The following is a 19,996-nucleotide window of genomic DNA, read 5'->3' as shown; positions in this document are numbered from 1 at the left end:
AGAATAGCAAGCCTGATCCGCTTCCCCTATTGCGCCATGACAAACGAGCACGAATCCGTCATTACTGCCACCCGCGACTGGCTGGAAAAAGCCGTCATAGGGCTGAATCTCTGCCCCTTCGCCAAGGCGGTCTACGTCAAACAACAGGTGCGCCTGGTGGTGAGCGAAGCCCGCAACCTGGATGCCCTGCTGGAAGACCTGGACCGTGAGCTGGACAGGCTGGCTGAGGCTGACCCAGAAGAACTTGATACCACCTTGTTGATCCACCCCTACATCCTAAATGACTTCCTCGATTACAACGAGTTTCTCGATGTGGCCGACGGGGTGGTGGCCGAGCATGAGCTCGAAGGGGTGATACAGATCGCCAGTTTTCACCCGAAGTACCAGTTTGCGGATACCGAGCCGGACGATATCAGCAACTACAGCAACCGCTCACCCTATCCCACCCTGCATTTGCTGCGCGAGGACAGCATAGACAGGGCTGTGGCGGCCTTCCCTGATGCGGCCGATATCTTCGAGAAGAACATCGCCACCTTGCGCGAGCTGGGGCAGACCGGTTGGGACGCTCTGGGCATGACAAAGGCATCGAAATAGGGGCGGAATCGACCGTTTGGCGCGTTTTTGGCAGGTATTTGACGAAATGCTTTGCCAAGCGGGTTTGATTCGCGTACAACGCACGCTGCAGGCAGTTCAAGTCGTAGGTTCCAGGCAGTTCTCATACCCTCGCGGTATTCCGATTCGCCCTCCTTTGTTTGATCGTCCGCACTCTTTACATTATTTCCAACAAGGAAAAGCATCATGGCAACCGGTACCGTTAAGTGGTTCAATGACTCCAAGGGCTTCGGCTTCATCACCCCTGACGAAGGCGGCGACGACCTGTTCGCTCACTTCTCGCAAATTCAATCCAACGGCTTCAAGTCGCTGGCTGAGAACCAAAAGGTCTCGTTCGACGTGACCACTGGCCCTAAGGGCAAGCAAGCTTCCAACATCAAGCCCGTCTAATTCATTAGACCTGTTTGAGTGGTAGCGAAAACCCGGCGCAAGCCGGGTTTTTTATTGCCTGATGCCCTGGTCAATGTGGCGTCAGGACGCAAAAAAGCCGGCACAAGGTGCCGGCTTTCTGCTTTGCCGCGTGCAGCCTACTTGGGCGCCTTCTTCAGTAGTGCACCCAGCAGGCCCTTGGGTTCTGGGGCAGCCGCCTGGCCGCCCGAGGCCTTGCCGAAACGATCGGGTACGTCGCTCTTGGCCAGCTTGGTGTTGATCTTCAAGCCGCGCAGCTTTTCCAGTTCAACTTTCTTCATGCTTTATCCTCAGTGATGACGGCCGGTAGGGCGGCGGCCTACGCCTGGCCCCCGGCTATTATGGTTGCCCGCCTGGGCTACCGGTTGGCGCGACTGGGTCTTGCCCTGGCCTTGGCTGCCAGCGGGCTTGCCGCTGCCACTGCCTTGGGGCTGGCGTGGTTGACCGCCACCACCACCACCACTGCGGCCGCGCCCCTGGCCTTGACCCTGACGGCCACCGCCGCCGGAGCGCTGCTGGATGGGTTCGGGCTTGGCATGGGGATCGGGCTCGAAACCCGGTACGATCTCGCGCGGTATCTCGCGCTTGATCACACGCTCGATATCGGCCAGCAGCTTCTTCTCATCCACGCAGACCAGCGACACGGCCTCGCCCTCGGCGCCGGCACGGCCGGTGCGGCCGATGCGGTGCACATAGTCTTCGGGCACGTTGGGCAGCTCGTAGTTCACCACATGGGGTAGCTGATCGATATCGATGCCGCGGGCGGCGATATCGGTGGCCACCAGCACCTGCAGGGTGCCATCCTTGAATTCACTGAGCGCACGGGTGCGTGCACCCTGGCTCTTGTTGCCGTGGATGGCCAGGGCGCTGATGCCATCCTTGTCCAGCTGCTCTGCCAGGCGGTTGGCGCCATGCTTGGTGCGGGTGAAGACCAGCACCTGGAACCAGTTGTGTTCCTTGATCAGGTGCGCCAGCAACTGGCGCTTCTTGTCGCGGTCTACGGGGTAGATCTTCTGCGCGATGGTATCGGCGGTGGCGTTGCGGCGCGCCACCTCGATCAGCTCTGGCGATTGCAGCAGGCTGTCTGCCAGTGCCTTGATCTCGTCGGAGAAGGTGGCCGAGAACAGCAGGTTCTGCCGTTCGCGCGGCAGCAGCGACAGTATCTTCTTGATATCGCGGATAAAGCCCATGTCCAGCATGCGGTCGGCTTCATCCAGTACCAGGATCTCGACCTTGGAGAGATCCAGCGTACCTTGCTGCACGTGGTCCAGCAGTCGGCCAGGCGTGGCGACCAGGATGTCGACCCGGCTGCGGAGCTGCTTGATCTGCGGGTTGATGCTGACGCCCCCGAACATGGTCATGGACGTTAGCTTGAGGTATTTGCCGTAGTTACGCACGGACTCTTCCACCTGTGCTGCCAGCTCGCGGGTGGGAGTCAGTATCAGTGCGCGTACCGGTGGGCGGCCAGTGGAAGGGCCCTTGGCGGCGCGGTTGGCCAAGCGGTGCAGGATGGGTAGGGTAAAGCCGGCGGTCTTGCCGGTGCCAGTCTGGGCGCCTGCCAGCAGGTCACGGCCTGTCAGTACGGCAGGGATGGCCTGCAGCTGGATGGGGGTGGGCTCGGTGTAACCGAGTTCGGTAACGGCGCGAACGATATCGTCGGACAGGCCGAGATCAGCAAAAGACATGGAAACTCCGGGGCATCGGCCTGGCTCCGCGATGGAGCGCCAGTCTGCGGCGGATGACGAAGGGTATACAGCGGGAGTGCAGGGCACCAAGAGCGGTGAAGACCTGAGCGGATACGAAGACTGGAGCGTATCCGGCGGCGCCAGTATACCAGCTTGGTACAATCTGCACTTTGCTGTTTTGCAACAATCCTGTAAAATCAGTTTGTTATGCTTGACAAGGCATAATCAAAGCGCGGCGCCGTTGGGGTGCCGTGGGCCGGAGCAGGCGAAGTTTCACATTAGCTATGTGCCTGTGGCCGGTGGTTGTCAGTGAAATAAGGCAAGGGTTGCAACCGCCCGCGTACAGCTACCGCCCAGGTCTCACGACTTGTGACGGGATGCCGAAAGTGAAAGGAGCGTTATTATGGGTTGGTTAATCTACCTATTCCGACGTTAAGCCCGATTGGGTCCATCCCATCAGGGCGTCGTGTCCTGCGTCAGCAGGGGTTCCGACAAAAAAGCCGCGACGGTGCGTACCGCGCGGCTTTTTTATATGGGCTGAGAGCCTGTTCAATGTCTTTTCGCCGCGCGCCTGGCGCTGCCCTCTACGGCTTGTTTGCCAGTTGGCTATCCACCCAGGCCAGCAGTTGTGGCGCGCTCATCACGCCGCTTTGGCGGGCGATCTCCTGGCCCTGATACATCAACAGCAAGGTGGGGATGCTGCGTATGCCGAAATAGCGGCTGGCGGCAGGGGCCGCATCGCTGTCCACCTTGGCAAAGCGTATGCGTGGCTGCTGCCGTGCAGCTTCTTCAAAATGGGGCGCCATCATCTGGCATGGGCCACACCAGGCGGCCCAGAAGTCGATCAGCACGGGCAGCTCGGTGTTGGCCAGAAACCCCGGCAGGTTGGCATCACTGATGTCCACGGGCTCGGCCGCCATCAGCGGCTGTTTGCATTTGCCGCAACTGGGGCCATCGTCCAGGCGCTCATCGGGTATACGGTTGGTGGCGCCGCAATACGGGCAGGCTAGATGCATATTGTGTTCTCCCTTGGCGTCAATCAATCCAACTGGCCTGTCTCGACCAGCTCCCGTATCCAGCGTATGGCATCGATATCGGTATCACGATAGGCCGACTTCACATAGTCGGCAAAGTAGGCGTCGCCGGCATCGGTATCCTGCGGGCCAGTTTCGGGCAGCGCAGTCTGGTAGCTGAAGCGCACGAACAGGGCGCCCGGATTGGGCTCCTCTATGGTCATGGTAAAGCTGCCGCCTTGATGCTGCGCACTGGGCGCGGTATCGAAATGGATACGGACTTCGTTTTCCAGTGTGATGTGATCCTCTACCCGTAGCGGCCCCAGCTGCATATCGCGCTTGAGCCAGCCGTCGCCACGTGCCGTGATGGTTACCGATTCGACCCCGACCAGAAACTCTTCCGGTTTTTCTACCCGGCGCAGCAGGCCTCGCCAAAGCTGGTTGCGGCTGATGACCGAGAGTAAGGGGTCGTTGGCGTCGTTGATCTGGACGATATGTTCGTAATGCATGGTGTGCTGCCCGGCAGATGGATGCCCGATTATAGGGCAACTTCCAGTTGCGTCAGGGCGATGGTAGTGACCGGCGCCTGTGCCCAGTCTGACGCCGGTCGCATTGGCAGCGGGTTGCTGCCGCCCCATGGCTATAGTGCTATCAAATCACCCCAAGGAGGCAGACCATGCGACGGTACATGCTGGCGGCGCTATTGTGCTGGCTGGGCGTGGCCTGTGCCCAGCCGCTGGTGTACCTGCGGCACCAGGGCGAGGAGGACCCGCATCTGCGCTATATGGTGGCGGTGTTGAAGCTGGCCATAGTGGAGAGTGGTAGTCGTTATCAGGTGCAGCCCAGCAAGATGCATATGGTGCAAAGCCGGGCGCTGGACGAAATACGGCGCAACTCTGGCCTCTTGGACCTGGTCTGGACCATGACCAGCGCGGAGCGCGAACGCGAGCTCCTACCCATACGGATACCGGTTGATCGGGGTTTGATAGGCTGGCGTATCGCCTTGCTCAAGCAGGACAGGCTGAAGCTGCTGTCGGGTGTGCGCGACCTGGGCGATCTGCGGCAGTTCAGTGCCGGCCAGATGCATGATTGGCCGGATACGGCCATCCTGCGCCACAATGGCCTGCCGGTTGAGGCTAGCGACCAGTACGAGGGGCTGTTCAGGATGCTGGCGGCCGGGCGCTTCGACTACTTTCCCCGCTCGGTGATCGAGATACGCGATGAGCTGCGCAGCCATCCTGGCATGGGGCTGGCCATTGAGCCACGTTTGCTGATCCGCTACCCCACGGCTTTGTACTTCTTTGTCAGCCGGGATAGGCAAAAGCTGGCGCTAGACCTGGAACGGGGGCTGGAGAAAGCCGTGCGTGAAGGGAAATTGCAGGCGCTGTTCCAGCGCTACTACGCCCCTTTGCTGCTGGAGCTTAATGTCGCGAACCGGCAGGTGGTGGAGCTGGCAAACCCCTTGTTGCCCAAAGAGACGCCGCTGGACCGGCCAGAACTGTGGTATCGGCCTGGCGATAACTGAGTGGGCGAATAGCGGGGGTAGGGGTGGGAATCGATCAAGGTGGAGCCGCTGCTTGAGCTGCCGCAAGGGTTAGCACCCGGGTTCCCCGGGTGCCTGGGTAGCACGTGCCTTTACGATATCGCTTGCTACTTCAAGGTAGGCTCAAGCCCTCAAGCCAGGCGCACCTGCCGGCTGTTCCAGTAGCCTTCCAGCGTATAGAGCGCCAGTGCCGACCAGATCACGGCAAAACCGATCAACTTGCCGGTGCCGAACGGTTCGTGCCAGAGGAAGACGCCTAGAGCCATCTGCAGGGTAGGGCCTATGTACTGCAGCAGCCCCAGCAGCGACAGGGGAATACGGCGAGCGCCGGCGGCGAAAAGCAGCAGCGGTATGGCGGTGATGGGGCCGGCCGCCAGCAGCAGGGCATGGGTGCTGCTATCGCCATTGACGAAGCCGCTCTGCCCCTGTGATGCCAGCCAACCCAGCCAGGCCAGTGCAAACGGTGTCAGTAGCAGGGTTTCCAGCGACAGTCCTTCCAGTGCGCCCAAGGGGGCCGTCTTGCGCAGCAGGCCATAGGTACCGAAGCTGGCGGCCAGCAGCAGGCCTATCCAGGGCAACTGTCCGGCCTGTACTGTCAGCCACACCACACCCGCGGCCGCCACGGCAATGGCGCCCCATTGGCCTGGCCGCAGCCGTTCATGCAGCAGAAAATAGCCCAACATCACGTTGACCAGCGGGTTGATGAAATAGCCCAGGCTGGCATCCACCACGCGGCCGTCATTCACCGCCCAGATATAGATGAACCAGTTGATGGAAAGTATGGCAGCGCTGGCGATGAAGCGACCGACCACGCGCTTGTCCTGCAGGGCGGGCTTGAGCCAGCTCCAGTGCTTGCGGACAGCCAGCACGATGGCAAGGAACACCAGCGACCAGACCATGCGGTGCATGAGGATTTCCATTGCAGGCACATGCTTGATGGCCTTGAGGTAGAGCGGCAGCAAGCCCCAGATGAAATAGGCTGCGGCGGCGTAGAGTATGCCGGTCTGCATGGAATGAAACTCCCCAGTGTGAGGCGGAATGATGCGCCCTATGGCTGCTGCCTACACGTGACAGCCAGGTGACACCCTTGTGCACTGTCATGGTGGCTGCGCCCTGCCAATTGTTGACAGTGCGATTGCTGAGCCAGATTCAATGGTGGCCGAGAAAACCTCGATTGAGTCTTGATCGGGCGCCGCGCAGAATGCGGCGCATCACCTCTATCCACACCGGAGCGTATCCATGTCCTGTCTGTTTCAACCATTGACCCTGCGCGAACTGACCCTGCCCAACCGCATTGCCGTATCGCCCATGTGCCAGTATTCGGCCCATGAGGGCATGGCCAATGATTGGCATCTGGTGCATCTGGGAACCTATGCTGCTGGCGGCGCCGGTCTGATCATCAGCGAGGCCACTGCCGTGCTGCCGGAAGGGCGTATCAGTCCGCAGGATCTTGGCATCTGGTCGGATGACCATATCGCGCCGCTGGCGCGGATTACCCGATTTATCCGCTCGCAAGGGGCGGTGGCTGGCATACAGCTGGCACATGCGGGGCGCAAGGCGAGCTGCTACCGGCCCTGGTCGGGCAGCGGTGCCGTACCGCTGGATCAAGGCGGGTGGACCGTCGTAGGGCCAAGCGAGCTGGCCTTTGCAGATAACTATCCGCAACCCCAGGCACTTGATGCAGCAGGGTTGGCTGCCATTCCCCAGGCCTTTGCCGATGCTGCCCGACGCGCCCTGGCGGCTGGCTTCCAGGTGGCCGAGGTGCATGCGGCCCATGGCTACCTGCTGCACCAGTTCCTGTCGCCATTGAGCAACCACCGTATCGATGGCTACGGTGGCCGCTTCGAAAACCGGATTCGCTTGCTGCTGGAGACGGTGGAGGCGGTGCGGGGTGTCTGGCCCGATGGTTTGCCCCTGCTGGTGCGGGTTTCTGCCACCGACTGGGTGGAGGGTGGCTGGAGCGCCGATGAGACTGTGGCCCTGGCTGCCAGGCTGAAACACCTGGGCGTGGATATGCTCGACGTATCGTCGGGCGGCAGTGCATTGGCACCGCAGATACCGGTAGGGCCGGGCTACCAGGTGGACTTTGCGGCACGGGTACGGCGTGAGGCGGGCTTGACCAGCGGCGCGGTCGGCATGATTACCGACGCAGCCCAGGCAGAGGCCATATTGGCGCAGGGGCGGGCTGATCTGGTGTTGTTGGGGCGGCAACTGCTGCGTGATCCGTATTGGCCCTTGCACGCAGCGGCCAGTCTGGGCTTGCCTGCAGCGTGGCCTGCCCAATACTTGCGCGCTGCGCCGCAGGGCAGCACGGCCCGTGCCACGGCCGACTACGCGCAGGGGTAGAATGGCGGCCTTGCCCAGAGAGTTGCCGCTTATGCACCAGACCCCCGATCCCGGCACGCGTGCCGTGCTGTACCACCTATGCCGAGAGGACGTACCTGCGTTGCATCAGATCACGCAGGACGTTGCAGACAAGCGGCTGACGGGCTCCCTGGGCAATATTGTCCAAGCAGGGCTACGGCGGGATGGTCAGATAGCGAGGGGGCATTGATGCAGGCAGAGGATAAGCCAGCGCTGGATATGCCAGTGCCGCGTGCCGTGGTGATAGGCTTGGTGCTGATCAATCTAGCACTGGCGCTCAAGCCCCTGTTTGGCGGGTTCTCCGGCGAGCTGCTGCAGGCTGCGGCTTACGGCCTGTTCCAGCAGTTTGTGATGGTGCCGGCATGGTGTGTGGCCGGTGGGTTGGTGCTCAAGCTGCTCGACCGGCGTTTCAAGCTCAGCAATGCCTACCTGATAGGGCTGATTGCTGCGATAGCCTTTGCCATCAGGGCCATGCGTAGCTAAAACCCGCCGCCTCGCCAGCGGGAGAGCCGGCCACGACGGGTCGCCGTGGCGCCTATCGCCGCACACCGCTTGGCGTGCCTATCCTGTGCATTCCTCACGGCCATTATTTCCCCGCAGGGCCGTGTCTCCAGCCTATAACTGAGTATCCCCCATACAGATGACTCGCAGGAGACACGCATGTCAGCACCTCGACTTGCCCATGTGCTGGTTGGCCGCGAAACGGGCGTATACCGTATGGCCTATCGGGAGTGGGGTGATGCGGCCAATCCACGGGTGGTGGTCTGCGCACACGGCTTGACCCGCAATGGGCGGGATTTTGAAAGCCTGGCCAATGCGCTGGCTGGCGATTTTCGGGTGGTGGCACCCGATGTGGTGGGCAGGGGGGAAAGCGATTGGTTGCGAGACCCCATGGGCTACCAGGTGCCGCTCTATGTGCAGGACATGCTGGTGCTGATAGCCCGGCTCAATGTAGCTACCGTGCATTGGGTGGGCACCTCCATGGGCGGGTTGATAGGCATGATACTGGCGGCCATGCCGGGTACGCCCATACGCCGGCTGCTGCTCAATGATGTGGGCCCGGTGCTGGCGGCAAGCGCCCTGGCGCGCATCGGCGAATACGTCGGCAAGGCGCCGGCCATGCCCTCGCGGGCGGCGGCAGAGGCGTATATACGTGCGGTATCGGCGCCTTTTGGCCCGCACAGCGACGCGCAGTGGGCTTTTCTTACCGAGGTGATGCTAAAGCCGGACGGCAACGGTTGGCGCTTGAACTACGACCCCGGTATCGCCATACCGTTTCAGAAGGCGGCTGGCGATGACGTCAATCTCTGGCCGTTGTATGACAATATCCGCTGCCCTGTTCTGCTGACCCGTGGGGCCCAGTCGGATCTACTCAGCGTGGATACTGCCTGTGCCATGAGCGAGCGGGGGCCGAAGGCGGCGTGGGTGGATTTTGAAGGGGTAGGGCATGCCCCCACCTTTCTGCAGGAAGACCAGATTGCCGTGGCAAGCAGTTTCTTGAAGGCAGAATAGGGCTGGCGATGTCGCGCCTATGGGTAGCGCTGCTGTGTTTGCTGGGACCGGCTACCACCTGGGCTGCGCCGGACAAGCTGATATTTGCCCTGCGCCCGCTACCCCCTTATATGGAAGTGACACCGACGGGCTATGCCGGCTCCCATGTGGAGATCATGGCGCGCTTGGCCGAGCGCCTCAAGGTCAAGCTGGAGATCGTAGAGTGCCCCTTGGTGCGTTGCCTGCGCATGCTGCAGGAAGGGACGGCTGATGTCACCATGGGCCTGGCCATGACGGCAGAGCGTGAACCCATGATGGTGCTGCTGGAGCCACCCTATGCGGCGGGGTCGCCCACCTATTTCTTTCTGCGCCGTGATGACAAGCGCAAGGTAAGGAAGTACGAGGATCTGTATCCCCTGCGCCTGGGCGTGATACGGGGGCTGCATTACTTTGATGAATTCGATGGCGACAACAAGCTCAAGAAGGATGAAGCACCTGACCTGATGACCAATTTCCGCAAGCTGGTGGCTGGCCGGGTGGATGTGGTACCGGCCGGCGCCAATGTCGCCGCCACCTTCCTGCAGAACCCACAGTTTGCCGGCCGGGTCAAAGCGGCGGAGTGGGTGCGGCCCAACAAGGTCATGCGCTATGTCTCGATGTCACGGACCTCGCCGTGGCAGGATGAGCGCGGCCGCCTGGAGCAGGCACTTGCTGCCATGGTGGACGCTGGCGAAACAAAGGCTATTCTGGAACGCTATGAAACGGCTTTTCTGGCGGCCTGCAAAAAAGCCCGCCGTTGTTGATAACTACCCTGTACCTGAAGGCGTCCAAGCCTGAGAATACTATCCATCCCTGAGTAGACTTGCCCCATGTTTGACCGCCTGCTACCGATTTTCCAGACCGACACACCCATACGTGAGTTGCGCCTGATTCTGGAGCGCTTGCCAGGCCAGCCCGTGATTGCGGCGCTGGATGGCCTGGCGGAAGCCTTGCGCGAGGGTATGGCGGCATCCCCCAGCGGCCCGGCGGCCCGCAAGTTGATAGACGCGCTGGATCCTACGGCACGGCAATGGGCTGATCAGGCACTGGAGGAACTGGCGACCAACAAGGACAATCCGGTACGACGCGACATGACCGGCAAGCGCCTGGCCTTGCTGGCCGACCAACTGGCCAATGCCAGCTATATCGAGGCGGTACGCGAGACGGTGCAATTGCAGAAGGGCACCGGACGTATCGGTGACCTGCGTGACTGGGCTGCCGGATATCTGCATTGGTTGGGTCTGGCCCACACGGCCAGGGCGCTGTACGACCCGCAACAGGCGGCAGTGATCTGGGCGGGACCGGTGGACATCTATCTGGCGCTGGTGCGGCACGGGGTATTGGGCAGCCATATCGGCGACAGCAAGGATGAACCGGCCCGTGCCCTGGCCTATCTGCTGCTGAGCCATGATGCCTTTGCCGTGGTGGACGGCCATGAGGTGGCATTGGCTGCGCGTTGTTGCCGGCAGCTCGCCGGCCATGTCTTTGTTGCCCCGGATTTTCACCGCTCCACGCCCCTGGTCATGGACCCTGATGCCAATGAGGCCAGCCGCCTGGTGGGTTGGGGTGGGCCCAGTGCAGCATCACCCGCACTGTGCTTTGGGCTGGAGGCGGTGGCGCAGCAGGCGCGTTATGCACAGTCGGTGCTGCAGACGGGCGGCCTGCTCGATTGGCTGCCCACCAATGCCCAGCCCGAGGTGTTCGACAAACTGGTGCATGGCTGGGTGGCGCGTAGCGGGCGTTGTCCCAATATTGTCGCCTCCCGCTTGGGACAGTTGCAGACTGCCTTTGATTTCCTGCGCATACGTGGCCTGTTGGGCCAGAAGAACGAGCGCATGCTGGAGAACGACCCTTACCTGCGCCGCGCCCAGGTGGAGGACATAGACGAGAACGGTGTGGGCCTGTTGTTGCCCAGTGATAGTGCCGCGCTGCTGGCCTCTGGCTTGCTGGCCCTGCAGATGCCAGGGCGAGGGTGGTGGCTGGCGCGGCCGGTACGCAGCCTGCCCCAGGCCGACGGCTTGTTGTTTGTCACGGCGCGCTGGCTAGGGCAGGAGGCACAGGCCATACGGTTGATTCCGGTAACGGGCGATGGCCAGCGGGCGCTCTATCTGCAACCGGGACCAGCCAATGGTTACGAGGCCATCGTGCTGCTTGATCACGACTGGCTGGCCACCGACCTGCCATGCCAGGCCGAACTGGGGGAGAGTAGCCTGACTCTGGTGCCCGCCGCCCCGGAGCCACTGGGGCCGGCGCTCTGGTGCTACCGTTGCCGACAGGTGTAGCAGGCCCCCGGCTTCCCGTTTCCAGTGCGCCGCAGGTCTTCAGCGGGCATCGTAGCGGAACTGGTTGACCTCGCCGCAGAGCTCATGGGTCAGCCGGCCTAGCATGCTGGCCGTTTGGTTCATGGCGGCCACGGCGGCGGTGTTTTCTTCGCTGATCTGAGCGACCTTCTCCACCTGTTGCGCTATCTGCTGGGTACCGGCCTTGTGCTCGTTCAGCGACTCGGCAATGTTGGCGACAGCCTGTTCGCTGGCATCCACCCCCTCGGTGATGGCGGCGATGGACAGCCCGGCGCGGCTGGCCAGTTCGGCACATTCATGGGCCCGCTCCACCGTGGTGTTCATTGCGCCGACAGCCTGTTCGCTGTTACCGCCTATCTGGGTCACCATCTGCTGGATATCGATGGTGGCATTGGCTGTGCGCTCGGCCAGTTTGCGCACTTCATCGGCCACCACGGCAAAGCCACGCCCTTGCTCGCCGGCTCGGGCGGCTTCGATGGCGGCGTTGAGCGCCAGCAGGTTGGTTTGGTCGGCCACATCCTTGATGACGCTGACGACCGAGGTGATGCGCTGGGCGTCCTGACCCAGGGTGGTCACCTTGCCTGCGGCCTCGGCCACGGCGCGGTCTATTGCCTGCATATGGCTTACTGTGGCACGTATCTGGTCTGCGCCGCTAGCTGCTTGCTGCCGGCTGGTGGCACCCAGCTCATGGGCCTCGTGGGCGTTGTCCGCCACATGGGCAATGCTGACGGTGACCTGCTCCACCGCCGCGGCCATGGCGCTGGTGGCCTCGGAACCTGCGTTGGATGCCAGGGCCACCTGCTGGGTGGTGTTGGCCAGTTGTTCGGCTTCGTGATTGACGGTGTCCACCGCCTTGGCCACGGCCTGCACCAGGGTTTGCATATTGTCGGCCAGGGTGTTGTAGGCGCGGGCGATGCTGTCTATCTCGTCGTTGGCGGTTACCGGTACCCGTAAGGTCAGGTCGCGCTTGTCGCGAGCCTGCCGCAGGGTTTCACGCAGCGTGCCGATCTTGCGGTTCATGCCATTCAGTAACCAGGCCGAAACACCCCCTGCAATCACCATGGCGGCCAGCAAGGTAATCCAGGTCACCATCCGTGTCTGGGCGTAGTCGTCCTGGGCAGAGCTAAAGTTCTTGCGTGCCTCTTTCAATTGCAGCTCAACCAGCTTGGATATGCTACCTGATATCGGGTCTATGGCCGGATAGAGGTCGGTGCGTGCGAAGGCATCAAGCCCGGTGGTGTCGCCCGCAGCCAGCAGCTGATCGAGCTTGGCCACTGCCATGTCGGCAGCCTTCATGGCGGTTTCAGCCTCGGCGACCAGCTGCTTTTCTTCCGCAGTGAGCTCGGTCGCGGCGTAGGCCTGCCAGTTTGCCCTAATCTGCTTGTTGGCTTCGGCGACGGCAGTACGCGCAGCTGCTGCGGTGATGGTCTGGTGATTGGCTTTGTGGGTGGTATCCACGATATTGACCGCATACATGTCGGCAACCACCTTGAGCTGATCCAGTGGGACGACGCGGTCTTTATAGGTGGTGGCAAAGGCGGCATTGGTGCTGGCCAGCCGGGTGAGGTTGTTGATGCCCAAACCCAGCATCATGACCAGAAGTCCGGTGACAAGAACAATCAGCTTGGCTCGCAGGGTCATGGTGGTACTCCTGTTGTTTGTCTGTCTTGTACGTCAGGGTTTCCTCCCGATCCGCTAAGCCTTATGCGTGCTAGCTTTCTAAACAATATATCCTTGTCATGGAATTTAATCCATGTCTCCAGGTGGCGATACCGGCTCGCCGGGCATGTTGGCCACCGTGGCGGTGCCATGCAGACGTTGCGGGCAGTGCCCGCATCTGGGCCGCTGGGACTTGCTGGTGTGGTGGGTAGGGCAGTCAGGGACGGCTGCGGGCCAGCACCTCGGCCTTGAGTTTGGCGGCAGGGTCGCCCTGGCGCGCGGCAGCGGTGTACCACATCAAGGCCTGGGCGATATCGACCGGCTTGCCGTCGCCATGCTCGTACATGGAGGCAATCAGGTACTGCGCGCCCATATTGCCGCCCTCTGCGGCTTTCTCATACCAGCGTGCTGCCTCGGTGTAATCCTTGGGTGCGCCACGCCCCAGGAAGTACTGGGTGCCCAGGTCGAGTTGCGCCTCGGTATGGCCTTGCTCGGCCGCCAGCTTGAACCAGCGCGTCGCCAGTACTTGCGATACCGGCACGCCATCGCCACGCTCATAGGCCAGACCCAATACATAGTTGGCATTCATCACGCCGCCGGTGGCCGCCTTCTCTAACCAGACCAGCCAGTCCTCCTGGGTTTGCCCGGCCTCACCCCGCCGCAGCATCATGGCGTAGTTGAACTGTGCCAGGGCGTGGCCCTGCTCAGCCAATTGGCGGTAGCGCTGCAGGGCGACAGGCTTGTCGCCGCGTGCATAAGCGGCATAGGCCTCGTCTATGGGGTCTGCCAGGGTGGTGGCGCTGAGCAAGTACAGTGCAAGCCTAAAATGTGTCATGGACAACCTCGCATAGTCAGCGCGCGGTGGACGGCCCGCGCTATCTGGCGCCGGGGATAAGCCCCCTGCCGGCTGCGCACGCCTGAACAGACGCTAAGCGTGGTTTCGTCGCAAACCTGGGTCGTTCATACAGCCTGATTCTGACGCGGTGCAAGCGGCGTGTGCCGGGTCAGCCTGCCGGTAGGCGGAAGTAAGCCAAGCGCTGGCGCAGGCTTTCGGCCAGCCTGCTCATTTCCTCGGCTGTGGTAGCCAGCTCTTCGGCCGCCGCGCTGTCGCCTTGGGCGGCTTGTGCAAAGCCCGTGAGCGCCTCATCGATATGGCGCGTACCTGCTGCCTGCAGCTCGGTGGCCTGCGCCACCTCGCTGGCCCGCAGGGCGGCTTCATCCACGGCGCGATCCAGTTCGCCGAACTCCTCTACGGCTTCGTCGGCTATTTTCTGTATGCGATCGGTAATGCCGCTTACCTCGGAGGCAGCTGTCTGGCTACGCTGGGCCAGCTTGCGCACCTCGTTGGCAACCACGGCAAAGCCACGGCCATGCAGGCCGGCACGGGCAGCTTCGATGGTGGCGTTGAGCGCCAGCATATTGGTCTGGTAGGCAATGTCATCCACCAGCTTCAGCAATTGTGCGATCTGGCGCATTTCACTGCTGGCGGTCATGGCCAGCTCTATGCCATGGCGGGTACGCAGGCGGGCTGCCTCGGTCAGGTTGGCGCTGGCCACCGCGCTCTGGCGGGTGTGGCTGATGCCAAAGCGTATTTGTTCCAGTGACGCGTGTGTCTGGCCTATGCCCTGTGCCAACCTGTCACTTTGCTGGCGCATGGCTTCGGTGCTGCTGGCGATCTCGGCAGCATGCGCTTCCAGGGCCAGGCTGCCTTGCTGTATCTCCTTAAGCACCACCAGCAGATGCTGGCGCATGTGCTCCTGCTCGGCCAGCAGGCTGCTACTGTCGTGTGGCTTGATGGCGGTCGCCTGCGCCAGATCACCACGCGCCAGCCGCCGTATGGCCTGACGGGCTGCATTGGGCTCGCCGCCCAGCAGCTGTTCCAACCGTCGCCAGCCCAACCATGCAGCCGCAAGCAGGATCAGCATGCTGAGTCCGTACAGCAGCAGTATTCGCAGCTTGCCCTGTTGTATGCCGGCTGCGGCAGACTGCTCCTGTGTCTGCAGATAGTTCCGGGCGGCATTCACCTGGGCGTCTATGCCTGCACGATGTATCAGGAACAGCCTGTCCAGCGCAGCCCGGCTGCTGGCAATCAGGGTGGCATCCTGGCTGGCAAGGGCGGGCAGGTAGCGGGATTCCAGTTGCGTCAGGTAATGATGGCCTGCGGGCTCAGCCTGAGTCAGCAAGGTGTGCAGTACCTCGGGCGGCAGAGGACTATTGCGCCAGTGGCGCATGCGGTCGACATAGCGCGCCATCTCCCGCCGTAACCGCTGTTGCGTCACAGGGCTGGGGTTGGCTGCCAGATCATGTGCCAGCATATGCACCTCGATCAGGTAAGCCGGCGGCGGCAGGATATCGGCCACCAGATCCTTGGCGTTGATGATCTGTTGGTAGCTGGTGCCGCCTATCATCAGCCGGCTGGCACTATGCCAGGCTAGCCAGGCCAGCGCGCTCTGACCGAGTATCAGGACCGCAAAGAACAGGTAGAGACCCTGCTTGAGCCCCCATCTGCGTTGATGAGCCTTGCCCGGCATGGCCAGATGGGCCTGCTGCTGTACGGCGATCGCATCCATGCTTCCCCCTTGCACCAGAGCAAGGTTGTCCCGACTGCTGCCTGGTATGCATGGCATGGGCACCCTGCGCCCTGGACGCAGATTCGGTGGGCGAGCCTGGAGGCGCCGCCACCTTTTGTAAGTACTTGAATCAGCATAGTGCACGGCCCGCTGAGTTGCGGTGCGTGGGCGTAAAAAAACCGCTCCTGAGAGCGGTTTTTTTACTTGGCGCAAGGCGACGACTTAGTCGAAGTCGCGGTTGCTGAAGGACGGACGACCACCGGGGCGCTTGGGTGCAACATTGCCACGGTTGTCACCACCGCCACGGTTGAACGATGGCTTGCCGTTGCCATTGCCACCGCGGTTGCCCGGCTTGCGGTTGCCACCATCCAGCGGGCTGTGCAGGGTCAGGCGGGGTTGTTCCGAGTACACGGTGGCATCGGTTTCCAGGCCCTTGAAGTCTGCACGGCTGGTGCGGGGGGCGCGATTGCCAGCGTTGTCACGGTTGCCGATGTTGTCACGGTCGCCGTAAGGCTTGCGGTCGCTGAAGCTGCGGCCTTCGCCAGCAGGCTTGCGGTTGCCGTAGCTGTCGCGATCACCGGCAGGGCGGTCACCGAAAGGCTTGCGATCACCAGCGGGGCGATCGCCGTAGGGCTTGCGGTCACCAGCGGGACGATCACCGGCAGGGCGGTCGCCGTAGGCCTTGCGCTCGCCGTAGGTCTTTTCGCCGAAAGGCTTGCGATCGCCGTAGCTGCGGCCTTCGCCGGCGGGCTTGCGCTCGTCAAAGCGCTTGCCACCATCACGCGGCTTGTCGCTGAACTTGTTGCGGGCACCGGCGCCATCACGGCTGCCGAAGCGGCTGCCACCGTTGCTGGGGCGTGGCTCGAAGCGGGCTTCGAGGCCTTCCAACTGATACGGATTGAACTTGCGGCCAACAAACTTCTCGATGCGACGCAGGGCAGGCACTTCGTGCTTGGCAGCGAAGGAGATGGCAATACCGTCACGGCCAGCGCGGCCGGTACGGCCAATACGGTGGACGTAGTCTTCGGCAAACTTGGGCAGGTCGAAGTTCACCACGTGGGTGATGCCGGCCACGTCAATACCACGGGCGGCGACGTCGGTGGCGACCAGCACATCGATCTCGCCCTTCTTCAGGCGGGCCAGGGTACGGGTACGCTCGCGCTGCGGCATGTCGCCGTGCAGGGCGGCGGCCTTCTTGCCTTGGCCCAGCAGGCGGTCGGCAAGGTCAGCGGCATCCAGCTTGGTGGCGATGAAGATGATGGCCTGGCCGACGGCTTCGTCTTCCAGGATGCGGTCCAGCAGCTTGGCCTTGTGGGTGATGTCGTCAGCGTAGTGCAGCTTTTCGACGATCTGTTCCTGGCGCTTGGGCGGCGGGGCAATTTCAATGCGCTGTGGGTCGGTCAGCAAAGACTGGGCGATGGTGGCGATATCGCCATCCAGCGTGGCCGAGAACAGGGCGGTGACGCGCTCCTTGGGCAGCTTGGTGGCGATATGGGCGATATCGTCGCGGAAGCCCAGATCCAGCATGCGGTCGGCTTCGTCCAGTACCAGCATTTCAAGACGGCCCAGGTCGATACGGCCACGGTCCATCAGGTCGATCAGGCGGCCAGGGGTGGCGACCAGGATTTCGACGGGGCTGGACAGCAGCTTGATCTGCAGCGGGTAAGGCATGCCGCCCACGACGCTGACAACCTTGGCGTGGCGGATCTGCTTGCCATAGGTTTCGGCAGCGCTCTTGATCTGGGCAGCCAGTTCACGGGTGGGCGACAGCACCAGAATGCGTGGGCCCTTGCCGGGGCGTTCGGTTTTTTCGGTCAGGAAGTTCAGTGCAGGCAGCATGAAGGCTGCGGTCTTGCCTGTGCCGGTGGCTGCCGAAGCCATGACATCGCGACGTTGCAGCAGCAGGGGAATGGCAGCTGCTTGGACTGGCGTGGGTTCGGTGTAGCCAGAGGTAACGAGGGTGTCAAGAATAGGCTGGGCAAGGCCGAGGTCGGCGAAGGTGACTTGTGTCAAAGCGGTTTCCTAGGTGGTGCTTGCCGATAACAATTAATCGGAAAGCGAACGAACCCGAGCACAGACGCCACGACTAAACAAGCCCCGTATTATGGGCCGACAGGCTAAAACCCGTCCGGCGCGGCATGCGCGTAGATTCGTAATTGGTTTACTAGCCTGGTTTTCCAGGCTGACAAAGCTGAGATCGGCAGGGCCCGAACTTAGGCTGATATGCGGATCGGCAGCGCCACATCGACGCTAACCGAAAGAGCGCCAAAACGTTGAAACTGCAACGGCGCGGAGGTCAGGTATCGATGATCGTGCACCGTGTTTTGATGCAACGGGGCGCAGTATGCTGAAAACAAAAGAAAAAATCAAATACTTTGTGCGTTGCAGAAAGATCGGCATGCTAAAATGCTTCGTTTCCAGAATCGAAATTGACAGGTTTCTCTTATGAGCCGCGCATTACGTAACATCGCTATCATCGCCCACGTTGACCATGGCAAGACCACGCTGGTGGACCAATTGCTGCGCCAATCGGGCACCTTCCGTGAAAACCAGCAGGTCGACGAACGCGTGATGGACAGCAACGATCTTGAAAAAGAGCGCGGCATCACGATTCTGGCCAAGAACACTGCCATCGATTTCGAAGGCACGCATATCAATATCGTCGACACCCCCGGCCACGCCGACTTCGGTGGCGAGGTTGAGCGGGTGCTGGGCATGGTGGACGGCGTACTGCTGCTGGTGGATGCCGTCGAAGGCCCCATGCCGCAAACCCGCTTCGTGACCAAGAAGGCATTGGCCCTGGGCCTGCGCCCCATCGTGGTGATCAATAAGGTGGACCGTCCCGGTGCGCGCCCTGATTGGGTGCTGGACCAGACCTTCGACCTGTTCGACCGCCTGGGTGCGACCGACGAGCAGCTCGACTTCCCCATCATCTACGCGTCGGGCCTGAACGGTTTCGCCAAGCTGAACCTGGATGAAACCTCGGACAATATGCGCCCCCTGTTCGAGACCGTGCTCAAGCACGTGCCCACCCCGCCGGGCAACCCTGATGCACCGCTGCAACTGCAGCTGGCCGCACTGGATTACTCCACCTATACCGGTCGCCTGGGCGTAGGACGCGTGATCAACGGCCGCATCAAGCCGGGCCAGCAAGTCGTGGTGATGAACCATGAAGAGCAGGTGGCTTCCGGCCGCATCAACCAAGTGCTGGGTTTCCAGGGCCTGGAGCGGGTGCCTGTGGAGTCGGCCGAGGCTGGCGACATCATTATCATCTCCGGTCTGGACGATATCGGTATTGGCGTCACCATCTGTGACAAGGAATCCCCGGTAGGTCTGCCGGTCCTGGGTGTGGACGAGCCCACCCTGACCATGGACTTCATGGTGAATACCTCGCCGTTGGCCGGCACTGAAGGCAAGTTCGTGACCAGCCGCCAGATTCGCGACCGCCTGAACAAGGAACTGCTGACCAATGTGGCGCTGCGTGTTGAAGACACCAGCGATGCGGATATCTTCCGTGTCTCCGGTCGCGGCGAACTGCACCTGACCATCCTGCTGGAAAGCATGCGTCGCGAAGGCTTCGAAATGGCCGTGGCCAAGCCGCGCGTGGTGTACAAGGAAATCAACGGCGTGAAGTGCGAGCCGTATGAAAACCTGACCATCGACCTGGAAGACAGCCACCAGGGCGGCATCATGGAAGAAATCGGTCGTCGCCGTGGCGAACTGACCAATATGGAAAGCGATGGCCAGGGTCGTACCCGCCTGGAATACCATATTCCTGCCCGTGGCCTGATCGGCTTCCAGTCCGACTTCATGACCATGACCCGTGGTACCGGCCTGATGAGCCACGTGTTTGACGACTACGCTCCGACCAAGCCTGATATGCCTGGCCGTCACAATGGCGTTCTGATCTCGCAGGATGACGGCGAAGCCGTGGCCTATGCACTGTGGAAGCTGGAAGACCGCGGCCGCATGTTCGTGAGCCCTGGCGACAAGCTGTATGAAGGCATGATCATCGGCATCCATAGCCGCGACAACGATCTGATCGTGAACCCGATCAAGGGCAAGCAGCTGACCAACGTGCGTGCCTCGGGTACCGATGAGGCTGTGCGCCTGACCACCCCGATCAAGCTGACGCTGGAATCGGCCGTGGAGTTCATCGACGACGACGAACTGGTGGAAATCACCCCGGTGAGCATTCGTATCCGCAAGCGCCACCTGAATGAGCATGATCGCAAGCGCGCCCAGCGTGCTTCGGAAGGCTGATTGCAGCAGAGCAAAAAAACGGCAACCTGAGGGTTGCCGTTTTTTTATG

At 61.8% G+C, this 19,996-nt stretch carries 18 protein-coding genes; 9 read left to right on the top strand and 9 right to left on the bottom strand.

Features of this window, described 5'->3' with window-relative positions; all coding sequences use genetic code 11:
• Nucleotides 1-36: 36 nt before the first annotated feature.
• Both QWZ03_RS00960 and QWZ03_RS00955 read left to right on the top strand, forming a co-directional pair.
• Nucleotides 37-594 carry a DUF1415 domain-containing protein gene (locus tag QWZ03_RS00960; RefSeq protein ID WP_290331013.1) on the top strand — a complete coding sequence of 186 codons (558 nt, stop codon included), beginning with the start codon at nt 37-39 and terminating at the stop codon, nt 592-594.
• Between the two features lie 204 nt (nt 595-798).
• Complete coding sequence (locus QWZ03_RS00955; RefSeq protein ID WP_284197833.1) at nt 799-1,002, top strand: cold-shock protein; 204 nt, start codon at nt 799-801, stop codon at nt 1,000-1,002.
• A 137-nt stretch (nt 1,003-1,139) separates the two neighbouring features.
• On the opposite strand, the gene QWZ03_RS00950 is transcribed toward QWZ03_RS00955, so the two are convergent.
• The 4 genes from QWZ03_RS00950 to QWZ03_RS00935 form a co-directional block, all read right to left on the bottom strand.
• Nucleotides 1,140-1,301, bottom strand: coding sequence for a hypothetical protein (locus tag QWZ03_RS00950; protein ID WP_284197828.1), 162 nt, complete (start codon nt 1,299-1,301; stop codon nt 1,140-1,142).
• A gap of 9 nt (nt 1,302-1,310) precedes the next feature.
• Nucleotides 1,311-2,705, bottom strand: coding sequence for a DEAD/DEAH box helicase (locus tag QWZ03_RS00945; protein ID WP_290331012.1), 1,395 nt, complete (start codon nt 2,703-2,705; stop codon nt 1,311-1,313).
• A 584-nt stretch (nt 2,706-3,289) separates the two neighbouring features.
• Entirely contained in the window at nt 3,290-3,721 is a 432-nt protein-coding gene (gene trxC, locus QWZ03_RS00940) for a thioredoxin TrxC (RefSeq protein WP_290331010.1), read from the bottom strand.
• Nucleotides 3,722-3,744: 23 nt separating this feature from the next.
• Entirely contained in the window at nt 3,745-4,227 is a 483-nt protein-coding gene (locus QWZ03_RS00935) for an SRPBCC family protein (RefSeq protein ID WP_290331009.1), read from the bottom strand.
• 167 nt (nt 4,228-4,394) lie between these two features.
• Here QWZ03_RS00935 and QWZ03_RS00930 point away from each other — a divergent pair, with 167 nt between their 5' ends.
• On the top strand, nt 4,395-5,243 hold the full coding sequence (locus QWZ03_RS00930) for a substrate-binding periplasmic protein (protein WP_290331008.1): 849 nt from the start codon (nt 4,395-4,397) through the stop codon (nt 5,241-5,243).
• 149 nt (nt 5,244-5,392) lie between these two features.
• Here QWZ03_RS00930 and rarD read toward each other — a convergent pair whose 3' ends face one another.
• Complete coding sequence (rarD, locus tag QWZ03_RS00925) at nt 5,393-6,271, bottom strand: EamA family transporter RarD (RefSeq protein WP_284197824.1); 879 nt, start codon at nt 6,269-6,271, stop codon at nt 5,393-5,395.
• A 229-nt stretch (nt 6,272-6,500) separates the two neighbouring features.
• Here rarD and QWZ03_RS00920 point away from each other — a divergent pair, with 229 nt between their 5' ends.
• The 5 genes from QWZ03_RS00920 (at nt 6,501) to QWZ03_RS00900 (ending at nt 11,437) form a co-directional block, all read left to right on the top strand.
• The gene (locus QWZ03_RS00920) at nt 6,501-7,607 is read left to right on the top strand and encodes an NADH:flavin oxidoreductase/NADH oxidase (protein ID WP_290331007.1); all 1,107 of its coding nucleotides are present in this window, start codon (nt 6,501-6,503) and stop codon (nt 7,605-7,607) included.
• Nucleotides 7,608-7,814: 207 nt separating this feature from the next.
• Entirely contained in the window at nt 7,815-8,108 is a 294-nt protein-coding gene (locus tag QWZ03_RS00915; protein WP_290331006.1) for a hypothetical protein, read from the top strand.
• A gap of 177 nt (nt 8,109-8,285) precedes the next feature.
• Nucleotides 8,286-9,137, top strand: coding sequence for an alpha/beta fold hydrolase (locus QWZ03_RS00910; protein WP_290331005.1), 852 nt, complete (start codon nt 8,286-8,288; stop codon nt 9,135-9,137).
• 8 nt (nt 9,138-9,145) lie between these two features.
• Nucleotides 9,146-9,919, top strand: a complete 774-nt coding sequence (locus QWZ03_RS00905; protein WP_290331004.1) for a substrate-binding periplasmic protein — start codon at nt 9,146-9,148, stop codon at nt 9,917-9,919.
• A gap of 66 nt (nt 9,920-9,985) precedes the next feature.
• Complete coding sequence (locus QWZ03_RS00900) at nt 9,986-11,437, top strand: hypothetical protein (RefSeq protein WP_290331003.1); 1,452 nt, start codon at nt 9,986-9,988, stop codon at nt 11,435-11,437.
• 39 nt (nt 11,438-11,476) lie between these two features.
• On the opposite strand, the gene QWZ03_RS00895 is transcribed toward QWZ03_RS00900, so the two are convergent.
• The 4 genes from QWZ03_RS00895 to QWZ03_RS00880 form a co-directional block, all read right to left on the bottom strand.
• Nucleotides 11,477-13,096 carry a methyl-accepting chemotaxis protein gene (locus QWZ03_RS00895; RefSeq protein ID WP_290331002.1) on the bottom strand — a complete coding sequence of 540 codons (1,620 nt, stop codon included), beginning with the start codon at nt 13,094-13,096 and terminating at the stop codon, nt 11,477-11,479.
• A gap of 235 nt (nt 13,097-13,331) precedes the next feature.
• Nucleotides 13,332-13,949: a tetratricopeptide repeat protein gene (locus tag QWZ03_RS00890; RefSeq protein ID WP_290331001.1), complete on the bottom strand. Its 618-nt coding sequence runs from the start codon at nt 13,947-13,949 to the stop codon at nt 13,332-13,334.
• Between the two features lie 169 nt (nt 13,950-14,118).
• Nucleotides 14,119-15,684 (bottom strand): methyl-accepting chemotaxis protein, encoded by a 1,566-nt coding sequence (locus QWZ03_RS00885; RefSeq protein WP_290331000.1) that lies wholly within the window; start codon nt 15,682-15,684, stop codon nt 14,119-14,121.
• Nucleotides 15,685-15,906: 222 nt separating this feature from the next.
• Entirely contained in the window at nt 15,907-17,697 is a 1,791-nt protein-coding gene (locus tag QWZ03_RS00880; RefSeq protein ID WP_290330999.1) for a DEAD/DEAH box helicase, read from the bottom strand.
• A gap of 432 nt (nt 17,698-18,129) precedes the next feature.
• Here QWZ03_RS00880 and typA point away from each other — a divergent pair, with 432 nt between their 5' ends.
• On the top strand, nt 18,130-19,947 hold the full coding sequence (gene typA, locus QWZ03_RS00875) for a translational GTPase TypA (protein WP_290330998.1): 1,818 nt from the start codon (nt 18,130-18,132) through the stop codon (nt 19,945-19,947).
• The last annotated feature ends 49 nt before the right edge of the window (nt 19,948-19,996 follow it).

The organism is Chitinimonas viridis, from assembly GCF_030409555.1.
GTDB lineage: Bacteria > Pseudomonadota > Gammaproteobacteria > Burkholderiales > Chitinimonadaceae > Chitinimonas > Chitinimonas viridis.
This window is presented reverse-complemented; position numbering and strand designations above follow the sequence as displayed.

What these genes read in the sequence shown, in the direction of transcription:
- QWZ03_RS00915 (WP_290331006.1), top strand. Translation starts at nt 7,815, where the DNA reads ATGCAGGCAGAGGATAAGCCAGCGCTGGATATGCCAGTGCCGCGTGCC.
- QWZ03_RS00900 (WP_290331003.1), top strand. Translation starts at nt 9,986, where the DNA reads ATGTTTGACCGCCTGCTACCGATTTTCCAGACCGACACACCCATACGT.
- QWZ03_RS00885 (WP_290331000.1), bottom strand. Translation starts at nt 15,684, where the DNA reads ATGGATGCGATCGCCGTACAGCAGCAGGCCCATCTGGCCATGCCGGGC.
- rarD (WP_284197824.1), bottom strand. Translation starts at nt 6,271, where the DNA reads ATGCAGACCGGCATACTCTACGCCGCCGCAGCCTATTTCATCTGGGGC.
- QWZ03_RS00895 (WP_290331002.1), bottom strand. Translation starts at nt 13,096, where the DNA reads ATGACCCTGCGAGCCAAGCTGATTGTTCTTGTCACCGGACTTCTGGTC.
- QWZ03_RS00960 (WP_290331013.1), top strand. Translation starts at nt 37, where the DNA reads ATGACAAACGAGCACGAATCCGTCATTACTGCCACCCGCGACTGGCTG.
- QWZ03_RS00935 (WP_290331009.1), bottom strand. Translation starts at nt 4,227, where the DNA reads ATGCATTACGAACATATCGTCCAGATCAACGACGCCAACGACCCCTTA.
- QWZ03_RS00955 (WP_284197833.1), top strand. Translation starts at nt 799, where the DNA reads ATGGCAACCGGTACCGTTAAGTGGTTCAATGACTCCAAGGGCTTCGGC.
- trxC (WP_290331010.1), bottom strand. Translation starts at nt 3,721, where the DNA reads ATGCATCTAGCCTGCCCGTATTGCGGCGCCACCAACCGTATACCCGAT.
- QWZ03_RS00905 (WP_290331004.1), top strand. Translation starts at nt 9,146, where the DNA reads ATGTCGCGCCTATGGGTAGCGCTGCTGTGTTTGCTGGGACCGGCTACC.
- QWZ03_RS00945 (WP_290331012.1), bottom strand. Translation starts at nt 2,705, where the DNA reads ATGTCTTTTGCTGATCTCGGCCTGTCCGACGATATCGTTCGCGCCGTT.
- QWZ03_RS00910 (WP_290331005.1), top strand. Translation starts at nt 8,286, where the DNA reads ATGTCAGCACCTCGACTTGCCCATGTGCTGGTTGGCCGCGAAACGGGC.
- QWZ03_RS00920 (WP_290331007.1), top strand. Translation starts at nt 6,501, where the DNA reads ATGTCCTGTCTGTTTCAACCATTGACCCTGCGCGAACTGACCCTGCCC.
- QWZ03_RS00930 (WP_290331008.1), top strand. Translation starts at nt 4,395, where the DNA reads ATGCGACGGTACATGCTGGCGGCGCTATTGTGCTGGCTGGGCGTGGCC.
- QWZ03_RS00950 (WP_284197828.1), bottom strand. Translation starts at nt 1,301, where the DNA reads ATGAAGAAAGTTGAACTGGAAAAGCTGCGCGGCTTGAAGATCAACACC.
- typA (WP_290330998.1), top strand. Translation starts at nt 18,130, where the DNA reads ATGAGCCGCGCATTACGTAACATCGCTATCATCGCCCACGTTGACCAT.
- QWZ03_RS00890 (WP_290331001.1), bottom strand. Translation starts at nt 13,949, where the DNA reads ATGACACATTTTAGGCTTGCACTGTACTTGCTCAGCGCCACCACCCTG.